This is a genomic window from Inhella inkyongensis, assembly GCF_005952805.1.
Classification (GTDB): Bacteria; Pseudomonadota; Gammaproteobacteria; order Burkholderiales; family Burkholderiaceae_C; genus Inhella; species Inhella inkyongensis.
This window is the reverse complement of record NZ_CP040709.1, coordinates 883,048-899,098: the sequence shown is the minus strand read 5'-3', so window position 1 is coordinate 899,098 and position 16,051 is coordinate 883,048. Positions and strand designations below refer to the sequence as shown.

Genomic DNA, 16,051 nt, shown 5'->3' with positions numbered 1-16,051 from the left:
GTTGAACGGCAGCTTTTCGCTGTTGAGTCTTGCAAGTCGGGGGATCGCACCCGCTGCGAAGCAGCCGCTCCCCACACGGTCTCGGATGCGCCTGCCGAAGCCCACAGGAAAGGCGGCCCTCCCCCCTCAGGGCGCGCCTTCCCCCCGCTTGCCGGCCTTGTCTCCCTTCGCCGCCCCCTTGGCCGCTTGCAGCTGCGCCTTGTCGCGCTGAATCGCCGCGCGGTCGGCGGCCACGGCGGCTTTGTTGCCGGCGGCCTTGTCGGCGCGCAGGCGGGCCTTGTCGGCCTCCAGTTGCTGCTTGGCGGCGGCCACTTCGGGCTTGGGGCTCTTGGCCAGGGCCGGGCCGCCCAGGGTGGCCAGGCTCAGCGCAAGGGCCACAGCCGCCAGGGCGGGCAGACGGGGGCGGGGGATCAGAACAGCGTTGGATCGGGACATGGGAACTCCTGAGCTTGAGGAAGGGTCGTGCACGGCGATTGCAGCGCGGTGAGCGCCGGCGTGCATGACGGCGCTGTCATTTCGGGCGCTGGATGGGGGCTGGATGGGCGGTTGAAGAGAGATTGAGGGGTGATTGGGGGGTGATTGGGGCGGAGGAGCCGCCCTGCATGACAGGGCTGTCATCGGGCGCGCGGCGCGGCTTCCTAGCATCGGCGGCCATGCGCTGCCCGAGTCCGGGCGCTGCCTTGGAAGCCTGCCCATGCCCCTGCCTTTGCCCACACCGCCTCGCCCTCCGCTGCCCCTGCGCGCCAACACCCCAAGCCCAGTCCGCGCACGGCGGCCCGCCTGGGCGGCCCTGGCCTCGGCCCTGCTGGTGCTGGGCGCTTGTGGCGGCGGCTCGGGCAGCAGCCCGGCGCCCGCACCCGCACCCGCACCCGCACCCGCACCCGCACCCGCACCCGCACCCGCACCCGCACCCGCACCTGCACCTGCACCTGCACCTGCACCAGCACCAGCACCTGCACCTGCACCTGCACCTACTCCCGCACCTGCACCTGCACCCGCTCCGGCGCCTTCTCCCGCGCCCGCGCCTTCACCGGCCCCGGCCCCGGGCACCAGCAGCTTCCGTGGCACGGTGGTGCTGGGCTCGCCCACCGACACCGGCATCAAGGCCAATGTCTACGCGCCGGACCAGGGGGGCACGGTGTGGCTGGCCTATGGCACGCGCTCGGGCGCGCTGGATGCGCAAACGCCCGCGCAGGCCCTGGTGGCAGGGCAGCCGCTGGAGATTGCGCTGCAGGGCCTGGCGCCGAACACGCGCCACTACTACCGCCTGCACTTCCAGCCCAGCGGCGGGGCGGCCGCCGCGCCGGGCAACGAAACCAGCTTCATGACGGCGCGGCCGCCGGGCAGCCGCTTCAGCTTTGCGCTGCAGGGTGACTCGCACCCCGAGCGGCTCAAGACCCAGTTCGACCCCGATCTGTACCGCCGCACCCTGTCCACGGCCGCGGCCGACCAGCCGGACTTCTACATCCTGATGGGCGACGACTTCAGCGTGGACACGCTGGACCCCGCCACCATCAACCAGGCCAAGGTGCTGGAGCGCTACACCCTGCAGCGCCCCTACCTGGGCCTGATCGGCCAGCAGGCGCCGCTCTTTCTGGTGAACGGCAACCACGAGCAGGCGGCGGCTTATCTGCTGGACGGCACGCCCAACAACGTGGCGGTGTGGGCGCAGAACGCGCGCAACAGCCTCTACGCCCAACCGGCCCCCGACAGCTTCTACGGCGGCAACCCCACGCCGGTGCCGCACATCGGGTTGCTGCGCAACTACTTTTCCTGGACCTGGGGCGACGCGCTGTTCGTGGTGATCGACCCCTACTGGCATTCGCCCGTGGCCGTGGACAACGTATTCGGCGGCGTGGACAAGCGCGCCAGCATGTGGGATGTGACCCATGGCGATGCGCAGTTCCAGTGGCTCAAGCGCACGCTGGAGGGCAGCCGCGCGCGCTACAAATTCGTGTTTGCCCACCATGTGATGGGCACGGGCCGTGGCGGGGTGGAGCTGGCCAAGCTGTGGGAATGGGGCGGCGAGAGCGCCAATGGGCAGTTCGACTTTGCGCTCAAGCGCCCGAGCTGGACCGAGCCCCTGCACCGCCTGATGGCGCGCACCGGCGTGACCATCTTCTTCCAGGGCCATGACCACATCTGGGTGCGCCAGCAGCTGGACGGGGTGACCTACCAGACCCTGTCGGAACCCGCCGATCCCAACTACACGCTCTGGAATGCCGACGCCTTCCAGAGCGGCGACAAATTCCCCAACAGCGGCTACACGCGGGTGCAGGTGGCCCCCGAGGGCGTGCGGGTGGAGTACGTGCGCAGCCTGCTGCAGCGCGACGAAGCGCCGGGCCGTGTCCATGGTTCCACCGTCTACAGCTACACCCTGCCATGAAACAGCCCCAGCCTTTGCACACCACCCTGCGCGCCCTGGGCGCGGCCACGTCTTTGCTCACCCTGCTGGCCTGCGGCGGGGGTGGGGGATCGGCGCCGGCGCCCAGTCCTGCGCCAGCACCCGCACCGGCACCCGCACCCGCACCAGCGCCAGCTCCCGCACCTGCACCTGCACCTGCACCTGCACCTGCCCCGAGCGAGGGTTTCAGCGGCAGCCTGCTGCTGGGCGCCCCCACCACCAGCACGGTGGTGCTGAACCTGCTGTCGGCCAGCCAGAGCGGCTGGGTGCGTGTGGCCTATGCGGCCGAGGGCGGCAGCGAGCCCGAGCGCATCAGCCCGGCCCAGGCCCTGCTGGCCGGCCAGCCGCTGCGCCTGCTGCTGGGGGACTTGCGCGCCAACCAGCGCTACCGCTACCGCCTGCTCTACCAGGCCCAGGCCGGGGGCAGCGAAGTGGCCGGCAGCAGCGCCAGCTTCCAGACCGCGCGGCCGCCAGGCAGCCGCTTCAGCTTCACGCTGCAGGCCGACTCCCATCTGGACGAGAACTCTGACCTCGAGCTCTACCGCCGCACCCTGGCCAATGTGGCGGCCGACGCCCCGGACTTCCACATCGACCTGGGCGATACCTTCATGACCGAGAAGCACAGCGACCCGCTGGAGGCCCTGGTGCAGATGGCCCCCGACCCCGCCACGGTGAACCGCCGCTACGCCTACGAGCGCGGCAATTTCGGGGCGATCTCGGCCTCGGTGCCGCTGTTCCTGGCCAATGGCAACCACGAGGGCGAACTGGGCTGGCTGAACGACGGCAGCGCCAGCAATCTGGCCGTCTGGGCCACCCAGGCGCGCCAGCGCTATTTCGCCAACCCCAGCCCCGGCATCTTCTACCGCGGCGACACCCTGCCCGACCCCTTCGTGGGCGAGCGCGCCGCCTGGTACAGCTGGCAATGGGGCGACGCCCTCTTCATCGTGCTGGATCCGTTCTGGAACAGCGCCCAGCAGGCCAGCAAGGACGGCTGGAACCTGAGCCTGGGCGAGCGCCAGTACCGCTGGCTGGCCGACACCCTGGCCGGCAGCAGCGCGCGCTACAAGCTGGTCTTCCTGCACAACCTGGTGGGCGGCCTGGACGGCCAGATGCGCGGCGGGGTGGAGGCCGCGCCCTTCTTCGAATGGGGCGGCAAGAACGCCGACGGCAGCGAGGGCTTTGCCGCCCGCCGCCCGGGTTGGGGTCTGCCCATTCATGCCCTGCTCAAGCAGCATGGGGTCACGGCCGTGTTCCATGGGCACGACCATCTGTATGCGCAACAGGAGCTGGACGGCATCGTCTACCAGGCCGTGCCGCAGCCCAGCGCGCGCAACACCAGCAGCGGCGCCAGCCTGGCGCGGGACTATCACTACAGTAGCGGCAGCATCCAAAGCAGCTCGGGGCATCTGCGCATCAGCGTGGGCCCGGACGGGTTGCGCTGCGACTATGTGCGCGCCTGGCTGCCCGCCCAGGAAACCGCCACGCGGCGCAATGCGCAGGTGGATGCGAGCTGGAGCCGACCGTGATGCCGAACCGCCGTGCGATGGCCCTGTGGGGGCTGGTGCTGGGCAGCAGCCTGGCCTGGGCCGCTTGGGCACAGGGGCGCCCTGTGGAGGGCGCCGAGGAGCCGCGTGGCCGCCCGCGCGAGGGCCCGGCCCATCAGATGGTGAGCCTGGGCGCCGCGCCGGCCCTGGACCTGGTGCTCGGCCGCCCGGGGCCGGACCGGGTGCTGCTCAGCCTGTTCGCCCGCGAAGCCCTCAGCGGCCTGCAACTGTGGCGCGCCGAGGGCGAGGCCCCGCTGCGAGCGGAAGGAGTGGCTCTGGCGCTGGCCGCCGGCGAAGTGAAGCCACTGACGCTGAGCGGGCTGAAGCCCAATCAGCGCTACCGCGTGGAGCTGCGCCGCGGCGGGCAGACCCTGGCCACGGCCCAGTGGCACACCGCGCGGCCGGCCGGGCAGGCCTTTGCGTTCACGATCAGCGCCGACTCGCACCTGGACCAAAACACCGATGCCGCCCAGTACCAGCGCAGCCTGGCCGCCGTGCGGGCCCTGGGCCCCGACTTCCACATCGACCTGGGCGACACCTTCATGGTGGACAAGCACAGCGACCGCGCGGCGGCAGAGCAGCAATACCTGGCCCAGCGCCAGGCCTTCAGCCAGCTGGGCCTGCCGCTCTTTCTGGTGCTGGGCAACCACGATGGCGAGGACCGCAAGCTGCTCAAGCAAGGCGCCGACAGCCTGGGCCTGTGGGCGCACCAACGCCGCCAGCACTACTTCCCCAACCCGGAGCCCGATGGCTTCTACAGCGGCATCGCCCAGCCCGACCCCTTGACCGGCGCGCCGCTGCGCGACCACTACGCCTGGACCTGGGGCGATGCGCTCTTTGTGGTGCTCAACCCCTACTGGCATGCACCGCCGCAGGCCCCGGGCGGCGGGCGCGGCCGGCGGGCCGAAGAGCGCTGGCAGCTCAGCCTGGGCGAGGCGCAATACCGCTGGCTGCGCCAGACCCTGGAGGGCAGCCGCGCCCGGCACAAATTCGTCTTCGTGCACCAGCTGATCGGCGGGCGCGACCGCCAGGGCCGCGGCGGCGTGGAGGCCGCCGGCTTTGGCGAATGGGGCGGGCTGAATGCCGACGGCAGCCCCGGACTGGCCCAGCAACGCCCCGGTTGGCCCGAGGCCCTGCATCCGCTGTTTGTGCGCACCGGCGTGACGGCGGTGTTCAAAGGGCATGACCATCTGTACGCGCTGCAGCGCCGCGATGGCATCGTCTACCAGACCGTGCCCCAGCCCGGCCATGGCGAGGGCGGGCCGGACCCCGCCGACTACGGCTACACCGAAGGCCTGCTGCGCAACAGCGGCGGCCTGCTGCGCGTGAGCGTGCGGCCCGACGGCCTGGACCTGGACTATCTGGGCACCGGCAGCCCGGGGGCCCCGCGCCTGCTGCACCGTGAAACCCTAAGCACTCCGGAGCGCCGGCCATGAAACGAATGACAGCTCGAGGTCTAGCCCTCGCCCTGACCTTGTTGGGCGTGGCCCTGGCACCGCAGGCCCAGGACGAGGCGGCACCGCGTCGCAACGGGCAAGGCGGGGGCCAAGGTGGGGGCCAAGGCGGCAAGGGCGGACGAGGCGGGGCCTGGACCCTGCCCGCCGAGCTGGCGCCGCAGCAAGAGCTGTCGGTACTGCTGGGCCGCCCCACGGCGCGCAGCGTGACGCTGAACCTGCTGGCCGCCAGCGCGCGCGAGCTGCGCCTGCGCTGGGGCCGCGCCGACCGCCCCCGCGAGACCTGGACGACCGGCCCGAACCTGAGCCTGCGGGCCGGCGAGCCGCTGGAGTTCGAGCTCAGCGGCCTGAGCCCCGATGCACGCCACGGCTACGAGCTGCAACAACGCCGCACGGGCGACGCTGCCTGGCAGACGCTGGAGGCGCAGACCTTTCACACCCAGCGTGCACCGGGCCAAGCCTTCAGCTTTGCGCTGCAGGGCGACTCGCACCCCGAGCGCGGTCATCAGTTCGACCCCCGGCTCTACGCGCAGACCCTGCGCGCCGCCGCCCAAGCGCAGCCGGACTTCTACCTGACCCTGGGCGACGACTTCAGCGTGGACACCTTGAAGGAGTGGACGCGCGACAGCGTCAGCGGGCGCTATCTGCTGCAGCGGCCGTTTCTGTCGCTGATCGGGCGCACGGCGCCGCTCTTTCTGGTGAACGGCAACCACGAGCAGGCGGCGGGCGCGAACCTGGACGGCGGGCCGGACAACGTGGCCGTGTGGGCGCAGACCGCGCGCAACCGCCTCTACCCCCAGCCTGCACCGGATGGCTTCTACAGCGGCAATGCCGAGCCCGTGCCCCATATCGGCCTGCTGCGCAATTACTACGCCTGGACCTGGGGCGATGCGCTCTTCGTGGTGCTGGACCCGTATTGGCACAGCCGCGGCCCGGCGGACAACGCGCTGGGCAGCCGGGACAAGGGCGGCAAGGGCGGGCGTGATCTGTGGGACAACAGCCTGGGCGACGCCCAGTACCACTGGCTGCGCCAGACCCTGGAGGGCAGCCGCGCGCGCTACAAATTCGTGTTCGCCCACCATGTGCTGGGCACCGGACGCGGCGGGGTGGAGATGGCCACCCAGTTTGAATGGGGTGGGCGCAACCGCCAGGGCCGCGACGAGTTTGCGCAGCGCCGTCCGGGCTGGCCGCTGCCCATCCATGCGCTGATGGTCAAGACTGGGGTGACCATCTTCTTCCAGGGCCACGACCATGTGTTCGCGCGCCAGGAACTCGATGGCGTGGTCTACCAGACCGTGCCCGAACCCGCCGACCCCAACCAGGCCTTCTACTTCCGCGAGCACTACCGCAGCGGCGAGTTACTGCCCAACTCAGGCTGGCTGAACGTGCAGGTCGGGCCCGAGAAAGTGCGGGTGGCATACCGGCGCAGCTGGCTGCCCGACCAGCCGGCGCCGGAGCCGCGCGAGTTCAGCTACGAGGTTTCGGCCCGGCCTGGTCCTTGATCCAACGCCCGATCTCCCGCTCCAGCACATCCAGCGGCACGCAGCCCAGGCGCAGCACCTGGGTGTGGAAGGCCGGTAGGCTGAATCGTGCGCCCAAAGCTTTCTCGGCCCGTTCGCGCAGCGCCTGGATCTTCAAGGCGCCCACCATATAGCCGAGGGCCTGGCCGGGGTCGGCCATGTAGCGCTCGGTGGCGCGGCGGGCGTCGTCTTCCTTGGCGCCCTCGGTGCGGCGGATGTAGTCAATGGTCTGCTCGCGGCTCCAGCCTAGGTGGTGCAGGCCGGTGTCCACCACCAGGCGGATGGCGCGGTGCAGGGCCATCTTCAGATGACCCAGTTCGGCCACGGGGTCGTCCTGATAGAGGCCCAGCGCATAGCCCAGGGTCTCGGTGTAGAGCGCCCAGCCTTCGCCATAGGCGGTGAACCACAGGTGCTTGCGGAACTGCGGCAGGTCCAGCTCCTGCTGGCTGGCCATCTGGAAGTGGTGGCCGGGCTGGGCCTCGTGCAGCAACAGCGAGACCATCCACTGGCGCTCGTACTCGCGCGGGTCCTGGATCACCGCGTAGTAGATACCGGGCCGCGAACCGTCCATGGCGGGCGGCTCGTAATGGTCCGAGGCCGTGGCGCGGCTGATCTCGGGCTCTGCCTGGATGGCCAGCGCGGCCTTGGGGAAACGCTCGAACAGCGCGGGCAGGCCGGCGGCGATGCGGGCGTTCAGCGCGCGGTAGGCGTCCAGGATCTCGGCTTCGCTGCGGAAGGGCTGCAGGTCATCGCGCCACTGGCGGTCAGCCAGGAAGGCGGTGACATCGCCCGCGTAGCCCACTCGCTGGCGCAGGGCATCCACGCGCTGGTGCAGACGCGCCACTTCCTGCAGGCCCAGGCGGTGCACCTGATCGGGGGTGAGCGCCGTGGTGGTGTGCTGGCGCACCCGTTCGGCATACCAGGCCTTGCCGCCGGGCAGGGCTCCGAGGCCCGCGGTCTGGCGGGTGTGGGGCAGGTGCTCGGTGTCCAGGAATTGCACCAGGCGGCGCAGCGCGGGCTGGATCTCTTCGCCCAGTGCGTGGCGGTATTCGGAGGTCAGTGCCTGCTGGTCTTCGACGCCGATGCCTGCGGGCCAGCGCCGCAGTGGCGCGCTGTAGGGGTGCTGATCAAAGTCCGTCTGCGCCAGCTCGCGCAGGTTCTTGAGGCCGCGCTCCAGCAAGGCACGGTTGACGACGATGCCGCGGCGCTGGCCCTCGCGCAGGTTGGCGATGGCCTGGTCCACCCAAGCCGGCAGATGGCGCAGCCGGGCCAGGTAGCCGCGGTAATGCGCAGCAGTGCCGAAGGGTTGCAAGGACTGGCCGCTGGCCCACTCGGCCAGTTGCACGGGCAGACCGCCGTACTGGTTGATGGGCAGCAGGTGCTCGGGGAAGGCGAGCAGGGCCAACCGGTCGCGCGCTTCTTGGCGCAGCAACTGATGGGTGATGCGCTCCTCGGGCTGGAGCGCGCGCGGGTCTATGCGCTGCAGTTCACGCAGCAGGCCTTGCTGCAGCGCCGTGTCACGCGCACGGTGCTCGGGGCGCAGGCTCAGGCCCAGGCGCCCTTCAAAGCGTGCCTCACCCAGCAGCTGGCTGCCAGTCTGCGGGTTGAGTTCCAGGCCCTGCTGAAAGTAGCGCTCGGCCAGTTCGGCCAGCACCGCTCTGGCCGAACAGGGCGCCGAACAAGCCAAGCCTTGGTTAGAGGTAGCAGCCCCGGCTGGGAGTCCCGCAACAGGGCCGAGGGCCAGTGTCAGTAGCAGAGGAAGGAGGCGCATGCAGGAGCGTTCAGAACCATACGGGCCCGCATACTAGTTGCGGCCGACGGAAGAATCCGGACCTCTTCCTGCCAACCTCGGATCCGCAGATCAGGGCTGCTTAGGAGCCGGCGCCACAGGCTTAACCGGACCGACCGTGACGTCTCCGCCTACCGTGCGCATGGCCGATCGCTCAACCAACCGGCCCATGGCCTTGGCCAACAAGTCAGAACTCAAATCTGCCTGACTGCCCCGGTGCTGATCATCGGGGTTGGCGTACTTCAGGTTATCCAGCCTAACCACACGCTTCAAGACCATCAGCGACTTGGCATCCAAGGTCAGGGTCTGAAAAAAGAAATAGGGCGCGGTGTAGCGGAACGCCGTCACACGCTCGCCGGTGGCGGGGTTGATGGCGGCCGGATCGTCACTGGAGTCGCTCGGTAGAGGGTCCAGGCTTAGACCGTTGACATCGAGCTGTGACTTCTCAAGTGGCTGGACATACACCCCCATGCCCATCAATTGACCTCCCAATCCCTTGGCATCGCTGAACTGGAATTTGGGCAGGACGACGATGATCTGATCCCACTCCTGGCGCTGCGGCAAGGCCCGCAAATGTGCCAATACGGCGGCCTCCATCATGGCCTCGCGGCGGCTCCCGCGCACCGAGTCCAGTTGACTCAACAAGGCCTCATCGGGCTGCCACTCCAGCTGAACGCGTTGCGCGGCCGGAAATGCCACCTCGGCAGCCTTGTCCAGGCCCGCCAACACCAGGCGACTCAGCTCGGGTCCCTTGAGCTTGACCTCCTTGCGCACATAGGGGCTCTGGTTGGAGCCGACCGCCTCGCGCTTCCGAACCAGCTGGAAGCGGTCGCCGGCATATCCCAATAGGGCCACGGTCTTGGGGTCCTCGATGGACGTCGCGTGGGCACGGCCGGAAGGCAGGTAGGTGGGCAGCAGCATGGCAAACGCCAGTGCAAAGGCAATGTTCTTCACTTCTTCCCTTAAAAAAACAAGCGGCGGCACTCTATGTCCAGTTGGTCACTGGACCCGAAAGTCATTCGGCCTTGGGATTTGATGTCATCGCCTTTGGCCAAGGCCATGCGGCTTCATGCCGTCAAACGGGGTGAACGCTGGAGCGCGTAATTGCCAAGCCCCTCCCCCGCCACCTTGTACTTGCTGACCAAGGCCGCCAGCTTGGCCGCCTGATCCTTCAGACTCTCGGCCGCCGCGGCGCCTTGCTCCACCAGGGCGGCGTTGGACTGGGACATCTGATCCAGATCGGTCATCGAGGCCGCCACATCGCCCAGGTGCTGGCTCTGCTCGGCGCTGGAAGCGGAGATCTCGCCGATCACATCGCTGACGCGGCCGACGCTGGCCACGATGTCCTGCATGGTGGCGCCGGCGTCCTGCACCTGGCGACTGCCGTGCTCCACGCGCTCCACGCTGGCGCTGATGAGGGTCTTGATCTCTTTGGCGGCGTCGGCCGAGCGGCCGGCCAGCGATCGCACCTCGCTGGCCACCACGGCAAAGCCGCGCCCTTGCTCACCGGCACGCGCGGCTTCCACGGCGGCGTTGAGCGCCAGGATGTTGGTCTGGAAGGCGATGCCGTCGATGACGCCAATGATGTCGGCGATCTTGCGCGAGCTGGCGCTGATCTCGTCCATCGTGGCCACCACCTGGCCCACCACGGCGCCGCCGCGCTGGGCCACGCCGGCTGCCCCTTGCGCCAGTTCGTTGGCGGTGGCTGCACTCTGCGCCGTCTGGCGCACGGCGCTGCCCAATTCGTTGATGGCATGGCTGGTCTGCTGCACATGGGCGGCGGCCTGCTCGGTGCGCTGACTCAGGTCCATATTGCCGTTGGCGATCTCGCTCGACGCGGTGCGCACGCTGTCAGCGCCCTCGCGCGCCTGCGTCACCATCTCGGCCAGCTCTTGGCGCATCTCCTCAATGGCGTGCTGCAGCTTGCCCAGCTCATCGCCGCGGTCTACCCGCACCTCGCGGCTCAGATCGCCCTCGGCAATGTGCTCGGCCAGATTGATGAGCGTCTTGACCGGGCGAATGATCTTGCGAACCAAATAAAGCGTGGACAGGCTCAGGAAGATGGCGATCAGCGGCACCAGGGCCACCACCGCCCACACCGTCTTCATGCGCGCAGCACTGATTTGATCCTGCAGCGCCCGGGCCTCGGCCTTTTGCGCCGTCACAAAATCTTCCAGTGCTTTCTGCAGGGCCTCGGCTTGCGCGCCGGCCTGGGCCGGCCAGGCGGCGGCGTCCGCCCCTTTGCGCGCCGCCTCGGCGGCGGCCAGATAGGCCTGCTGCGGGCCTTGGATGGCCTGCCCCGCTTCACCCAGGCGCTGAGCCACTTCGGTCAAGCGCTGCGCGGTCTGATCCAGACGCGCGGCCTGAGCACTGCCGCCCTGCAACACCAACTGACTCAGGTCGGCATGGCGCGTGGCCAGCTCATGCCAGGTCATGGCCCCTTCCAGGCGGTCGATCTGCGCCGCCTGCTGCACCTTGGATTCATCGATCAGCCGCACCGTGCGGCTCACCGTGGCCAGGGCCATCACAAACAGCACGGCCACGATGACTGCCACCGGCAGCCACATGCGATTGACCAAAGACAGTTCTGCGCGCGTCGTCATGGGGTCTTTCCTCCCGGATCGTGCGCGCGAATATACGGGGGCCCAGGACTGATAGGCTCGCGCCCGGCCGCATTCTTCACGCCTCTATGAGTTTTCTTGCCATCGACATCGGCAACACCCGCCTCAAGTGGGCGCTGTTCGAACACGCCCTGCCCGGGGCCACGCTGCTGCGGCATGGCGCCGTCTTCCTCGAACACATCGACAACCTGGCCGAACGCGAATGGGCGGGCCTGCCGCCACCCTCGCAGCTGCTGGGCACCAATGTGGCCGGCGACGCGGTACGGCGGCGCGTGGAAGAGCAATTGGAGTGCTGGGATCTGACGCCACGCTGGGTCGTGCCCTCGCTGCAGGCGGCCGGCGTGCGCAATGGCTATGACCACCCCACCCGCCTGGGTGCCGACCGCTGGGTGGCCCTGGCCGGTGCGCGCAGCCATGTGCTGCGCCGGGGGCTGCAGCGGCCGGCCCTGGTGGTGATGGTGGGCACTGCGGTGACGGTGGATGCCCTGGACAGCGATGGCAACTTCCTGGGTGGCTTGATCCTGCCCGGCCACGGCATCATGCTGCGCGCGCTGGAGGCCGGCACGGCCGGTCTGCGCGTGCCCACCGGCGAAGTGCGCGAGTTCCCCACCAACACCTCGGACGCGCTGACCAGCGGCGGCAACTTCGCCATCACCGGCGCCATCGAGCGCATGCACCGTCACCTGCTGCAACGCACCGGGTTGGCCCCGCTGACCTTCATGACCGGCGGCGCCGGCTGGAAAGTGGCACCGGCGCTGGACATCGAGCACGAGCTGATCGACAGCTTGATCTTTGACGGTCTGCTGGCCCTGCAGGCCGAGGCCGGTGCCGGCGCGAGCGCCACGGCGACCACTCGCGCCCTGCTCTGACCGTTCAGCGCGGCGGGTGGCGATTCGTCGCCCCAGGGTGGGCGGCGCAGGCTTGGACTTGCACAGTGCCGCCATCGCAACCGAGATCGCACCATGAACACTGAGCTGAACCCTGACGAACTGCAAGCCCTGGCCAAGAAGCGCGTCGAGATGAAGCTGGGCTTCCTGACCCACCTGACCGTCTTCCTGGCCGTGAATGGCGGCCTGGCGCTGCTGAGTGTGCTGCGAGGCGGCGACTTCCACGCCCCCTTCCCGCTTTGGGGCTGGGGCCTGGGACTGGCCATTCATGGGCTGGTGACCCTGCTCAGCCTTCAAGGCCAGGGCCTGCGTCAGCGCATGATGGCCGATGAACTGCGGGCGCTGCGCGAGCGTCAGGCCTAAGAACCTATCCGCAAATAACCGGGGTCGGCATGGCGGGCACTTCGGGCGCATGGCTGCGTTGCAAATCCTCGCAATGCCGCCGGTAGGTTCAAAGTCCAGAATGCGCGCCCCTTTTGGCACGCGCATGCTGAGATGAATCCGCAAAATACACAGGGCCTGATCGATCACCTGATCCGTGCCTTGCCGGCACCCCGCACTTCAGGCCCCCAAGTGCTGGCCCTGTGCGGCTGGGCCGACACCGGCAAGACCACCTTGGCCGCCGGCTTGATCGAGGCGCTGCGCCAGCGCGGCTGGCACGCAGACGGCTTTTCCACCGATTCCTTTTTGCTGCCGCGCCCACAGCGCCAAGCCCTGGGGCTCAGCGGCTACGACCCGCGCAGTCTGGACGAAGCGGGGCTGGCGCAAACGGTGGCGCAGCTGCGCCAAGGCTTGGGCGTGGACGTACGCCCCTACTGCAATCGCCTCGGCCGGCAGCTCGATGAAGCGCGCCGCATCGAGCCGGCAGAGCTGATCGTCATCGAAGGCATCCATGCGCTCGCGGCCGCGCTGCGCCCGCACCTCACGCTCAGTCTCTTCCTCGATGGTGACGATGCGGAGCTGGCCCAACTGCGCGCCCAGGCCAACCAAGGCAAGCGCGGGATGGACGCCGCCGAGGCCGTCCGCCGCATCCCCGCCGAATTGGCCGACTACGGCCTGCATGTGCGGCCGCTGCAGCGCCATGCCGATCTTGTCGCCCAGGTCGACCGCGACTATGGCTATCGCCTACTGACAGTGGCAACAGGCTTGACTTGAAGCGCACTTGAACTTGCATCGTCGCGGTCCCTTTTGCCATCTGGACCGCTGAATGACCGCCCTGCCCCGCTTCCAAGCCATCGACCACCTGCACGTGCATGTGCAGAACCGCGCCGCCGCCACCGCCTGGTATGCCCAGGCCCTGGGCCTGCAGATCGTGCAAGAGCTGGCCCACTGGGCCGAAGCGCCCGGCGGCCCGCTGACACTCAGCGACCCGGCCGGTGTGCTGCATCTGGCCCTGTTTGAACGCCCCGGCGCGGGCCGACTGTCCACGGTGGCGCTGCGGGTGGACGCCGCGGGCTTCAGCGCCTGGCGGCGCCACTTGGGCGCCTTGCTGGGCCGCATGCCCAAGCTCTCCGACCACGGGGAGTCGCTGTCCTTTTACTTCAACGACCCGGACGGCAACTCCTTCGAGATCACCTGTTTTGAGCCGGCCGCACGCGCTGAGTTGGACTGAGCATCACAGCTGGAACAGCACTTCAACCTGAACCTCGCGTTGTCCCGAGCCGGGCTCGAAACGCCATTGCTGCGCAGCCCGCTCGGCCACCTGGGCAATGCGGCGCGGCACACCGCCCTCGGCGCGCGCCAACTCCACCTTGCCGCTGGGCTGGATCAGCAGCGTCAGCACCACGCGCGGCGCACGGCCGCCCAGGCTGGCCTGCAAGGCGGGTGAGAGCTCGGGCTGCACGAACTCAATCAAGCGCGGCTCGGCGGCCTCCGCCTCGATGGCCAAAGCCTGCGGGGCCGTGGCCAAGCCACCGCTCAGCTCCGCTGCCGCGGCTGGCGCCTCAAGGCCCTCGGCCTCGTCGGCCGCCAAGCGGAGCTGTTGCGACACGCCCGCCTTCAATGTCTTGCGCTGCACCGGCGCCTCAGCCGGCGCGCTGGCCGTGCGCGGCTCGGCGACTCGCGTGGGCTCGACACGCTTCGCGGCCTGCTGCTTGATGAAGCTGAATACCTTGCTGGCATCGCGGCGCACCCGCTCAGCGTCGCTCAGGGGGGACGGTGCCTCCGACTGAGCGTGGGCGGTCGATAGGCCTAGAAAGGTGAGGAGCGCAGCGCAGCGCAGGACGGTCCACATGACTCGAACAGGTCTTGAAAAGGGCGGCAGCCTAGCGGCCGCGTGTTGAAGCGCGATGACAGGGAATCAGAAACCCACGGGCAGACGCCAGCGAATCCGGCGCGACAGGCCGACCTCCACTTCGAGCAACTCGATGCGCGCCTGCCCCTCCCCCTCGGGCAGGCGCAACTGCGGCTGGGCCGGATGGATGGGCAGGCGCTCCAGCGTGGCCGAACCCGCGCGGCGCAGCACCAATTCGAGCTTGTCGATCAACACGCGGTGCGCGGGCGGAAAGTCCACCCGCAGCAGCCGCGCCTCGCCGTCCGGCTGAACCTGGGCCACGAAGTCGCGCGGCTCGGCCCGCACGCGCAGCCAGCCGGGTTGCGCCGGCAAGGCCACGTTGCGACGCAGCTGCACGATTCGGCCGTCAGCGAGGGTGAAAGCGGCCTCGGCCAGCGCAGTCGAGGAGCTGGCGCCGGCCGCCGCTGGCAGGGCGTGGAAACGCGGCTGCAAGGGGTCGCGTGGGGCTTGCCAGTCGCCACCGGCCCAGCGAAAGCGCAGCGAGCCGCTCTGCAGCTTGCAGGCCGCGCCGTGCAGGCGCAGGCTGACGGTGCGGTTCAGCGCATAGGAACTCAGCTCGGTGAGCAAGGCACAGCCGGCCTGGGCGCCGCCGGCCTCGGCGTCCGGCGCGGCCAGCAGGCGGGCTTCGAGGTCGCGGTCCTGCTCCAGCAACGCGCGCAGGGCCTCGCGATGCGGCCCGCTGGGATCCAACGGACGCAGACGCAGATGGATGTGGTGGTGGTGCGAGGTGGCCCAGCCCTCGTAGGGACTGGAGGCGAACAGGCGGTCCAGCTCGGCCACCGCCGCGGCGCTGCTGCCGTGTTGCCGGCGCAAGCCCCAAGCTCGCGCCTGGGCCAGCACCGCCGCGCGCACCTGGGCGTCGATGCCGATGGCCTCGATCAGCTGCGAACCAAAGCGCTCGCGATGCACGCGCAGCAACTCCAGCAGGAAGAGGGTCTGGCGCGGCGTATCCAGGCGGTCGGCCGGGCCGGTGCACTGATGGGCGTCCTCCCACCCGCCATCGGCCTTGGGGCGATGGTGCTCGGTGCAGGCGGCGTAATCGGGGCGCTCCAGCTTGCCCTGCTCGCTGGTCATGTAATAGCCCAGGTCGAGGTTGTATCCACCGTCGTGCGAGCCCCCCGGGTGCCGGCCGCGCGCACCCTGGTCGGTGATCTGCAGCGGCGTGTCGGCGTTCTCCGAGGCCAAATCAAACACCGGATAGGGCAAGGGCGCCAAGCCGAGCTGCTGCACGGTGCGATGGCTGGCCCATCGCGTCAGCGCCAGCGCGTGACGGTTGACCCAGCGATAGGCCGGATCACCATCGGCGCCACCCGCCATGTCTTCGGCCAGCACACGGTAGCCGCCCTGGGCCGAGACGGGGGCGTGCCAGTGCACCAGCTCGGCGGCCAGGCCCTGCTCGTAGCGGTTGCGGCCATCGTTGGCGGCGGCGGGCAGGCAAAACAAGACGAGCGAAAGACAGGGCAGCAAGCGCACGGCGGTTCCCAAGGCATCGAGAAGGGGCGGCACTGTAGCCTTCAGCGATGATCCGGCCCATGACCA

14 protein-coding genes are annotated in these 16,051 nt (G+C 69.4%); 8 read left to right on the top strand and 6 right to left on the bottom strand.

The genetic code is table 11. From position 1 onward, the window contains the following. Positions 1-126: 126 nt before the first annotated feature. A complete protein-coding gene (locus FF090_RS19100) occupies positions 127-435 on the bottom strand; it encodes a hypothetical protein (RefSeq protein WP_175423522.1) in 309 nt (102 codons plus the stop codon). 259 nt (positions 436-694) lie between these two features. Between FF090_RS19100 and FF090_RS04470 the strand changes: the two genes are divergently transcribed. The 4 genes from FF090_RS04470 to FF090_RS04455 are packed head-to-tail and all read left to right on the top strand — an operon-like array spanning position 695 to position 6,904. Beyond that, on the top strand, positions 695-2,386 hold the full coding sequence (locus FF090_RS04470; protein WP_175423521.1) for a metallophosphoesterase family protein: 1,692 nt from the start codon (positions 695-697) through the stop codon (positions 2,384-2,386). Further along, on the top strand, positions 2,383-3,930 hold the full coding sequence (locus FF090_RS04465) for a metallophosphoesterase family protein (RefSeq protein WP_138855582.1): 1,548 nt from the start codon (positions 2,383-2,385) through the stop codon (positions 3,928-3,930). The genes FF090_RS04470 and FF090_RS04465 overlap by 4 nt, the downstream gene beginning before the upstream one ends. Further along, positions 3,930-5,384 carry a metallophosphoesterase family protein gene (locus tag FF090_RS04460; RefSeq protein ID WP_138855581.1) on the top strand — a complete coding sequence of 485 codons (1,455 nt, stop codon included), beginning with the start codon at positions 3,930-3,932 and terminating at the stop codon, positions 5,382-5,384. Before FF090_RS04465 ends, FF090_RS04460 begins: the two co-directional genes overlap by 1 nt. After that, complete coding sequence (locus FF090_RS04455) at positions 5,381-6,904, top strand: metallophosphoesterase family protein (RefSeq protein WP_138855580.1); 1,524 nt, start codon at positions 5,381-5,383, stop codon at positions 6,902-6,904. The genes FF090_RS04460 and FF090_RS04455 overlap by 4 nt, the downstream gene beginning before the upstream one ends. Here the strand turns inward: FF090_RS04455 and FF090_RS04450 are convergent. The 3 genes from FF090_RS04450 to FF090_RS04440 all read right to left on the bottom strand — a co-directional run bounded on the left by FF090_RS04450 (position 6,870) and on the right by FF090_RS04440 (position 11,314). Then, a complete protein-coding gene (locus FF090_RS04450) occupies positions 6,870-8,576 on the bottom strand; it encodes a DUF885 domain-containing protein (protein ID WP_175423520.1) in 1,707 nt (568 codons plus the stop codon). The two genes, FF090_RS04455 and FF090_RS04450, sit on opposite strands and share 35 nt — an antisense overlap. A 207-nt stretch (positions 8,577-8,783) precedes the next feature. Beyond that, positions 8,784-9,665, bottom strand: coding sequence for a hypothetical protein (locus tag FF090_RS04445; protein WP_138855578.1), 882 nt, complete (start codon positions 9,663-9,665; stop codon positions 8,784-8,786). A 113-nt stretch (positions 9,666-9,778) separates the two neighbouring features. After that, positions 9,779-11,314 (bottom strand): methyl-accepting chemotaxis protein, encoded by a 1,536-nt coding sequence (locus FF090_RS04440; protein ID WP_138855577.1) that lies wholly within the window; start codon positions 11,312-11,314, stop codon positions 9,779-9,781. 86 nt (positions 11,315-11,400) lie between these two features. On the opposite strand from FF090_RS04440, the gene FF090_RS04435 reads away from it, so the two are divergent. The 4 genes from FF090_RS04435 (at position 11,401) to FF090_RS04420 (ending at position 13,831) form a co-directional block, all read left to right on the top strand. Next, positions 11,401-12,201: a type III pantothenate kinase gene (locus FF090_RS04435; protein ID WP_138855576.1), complete on the top strand. Its 801-nt coding sequence runs from the start codon at positions 11,401-11,403 to the stop codon at positions 12,199-12,201. A gap of 93 nt (positions 12,202-12,294) precedes the next feature. Then, a complete protein-coding gene (locus FF090_RS04430) occupies positions 12,295-12,582 on the top strand; it encodes a 2TM domain-containing protein (RefSeq protein ID WP_138855575.1) in 288 nt (95 codons plus the stop codon). Positions 12,583-12,714: 132 nt separating this feature from the next. After that, positions 12,715-13,374, top strand: coding sequence for a uridine kinase family protein (locus FF090_RS04425; protein ID WP_138855574.1), 660 nt, complete (start codon positions 12,715-12,717; stop codon positions 13,372-13,374). Between the two features lie 52 nt (positions 13,375-13,426). Beyond that, a complete protein-coding gene (locus tag FF090_RS04420) occupies positions 13,427-13,831 on the top strand; it encodes a VOC family protein (protein WP_138855573.1) in 405 nt (134 codons plus the stop codon). Positions 13,832-13,834: 3 nt separating this feature from the next. On the opposite strand, the gene FF090_RS04415 is transcribed toward FF090_RS04420, so the two are convergent. Next, positions 13,835-14,452 (bottom strand): energy transducer TonB, encoded by a 618-nt coding sequence (locus tag FF090_RS04415; RefSeq protein ID WP_138855572.1) that lies wholly within the window; start codon positions 14,450-14,452, stop codon positions 13,835-13,837. Between the two features lie 66 nt (positions 14,453-14,518). Beyond that, a complete protein-coding gene (locus tag FF090_RS04410; RefSeq protein WP_138855571.1) occupies positions 14,519-16,018 on the bottom strand; it encodes a hypothetical protein in 1,500 nt (499 codons plus the stop codon). Between the last annotated feature and the right edge of the window lie 33 nt (positions 16,019-16,051).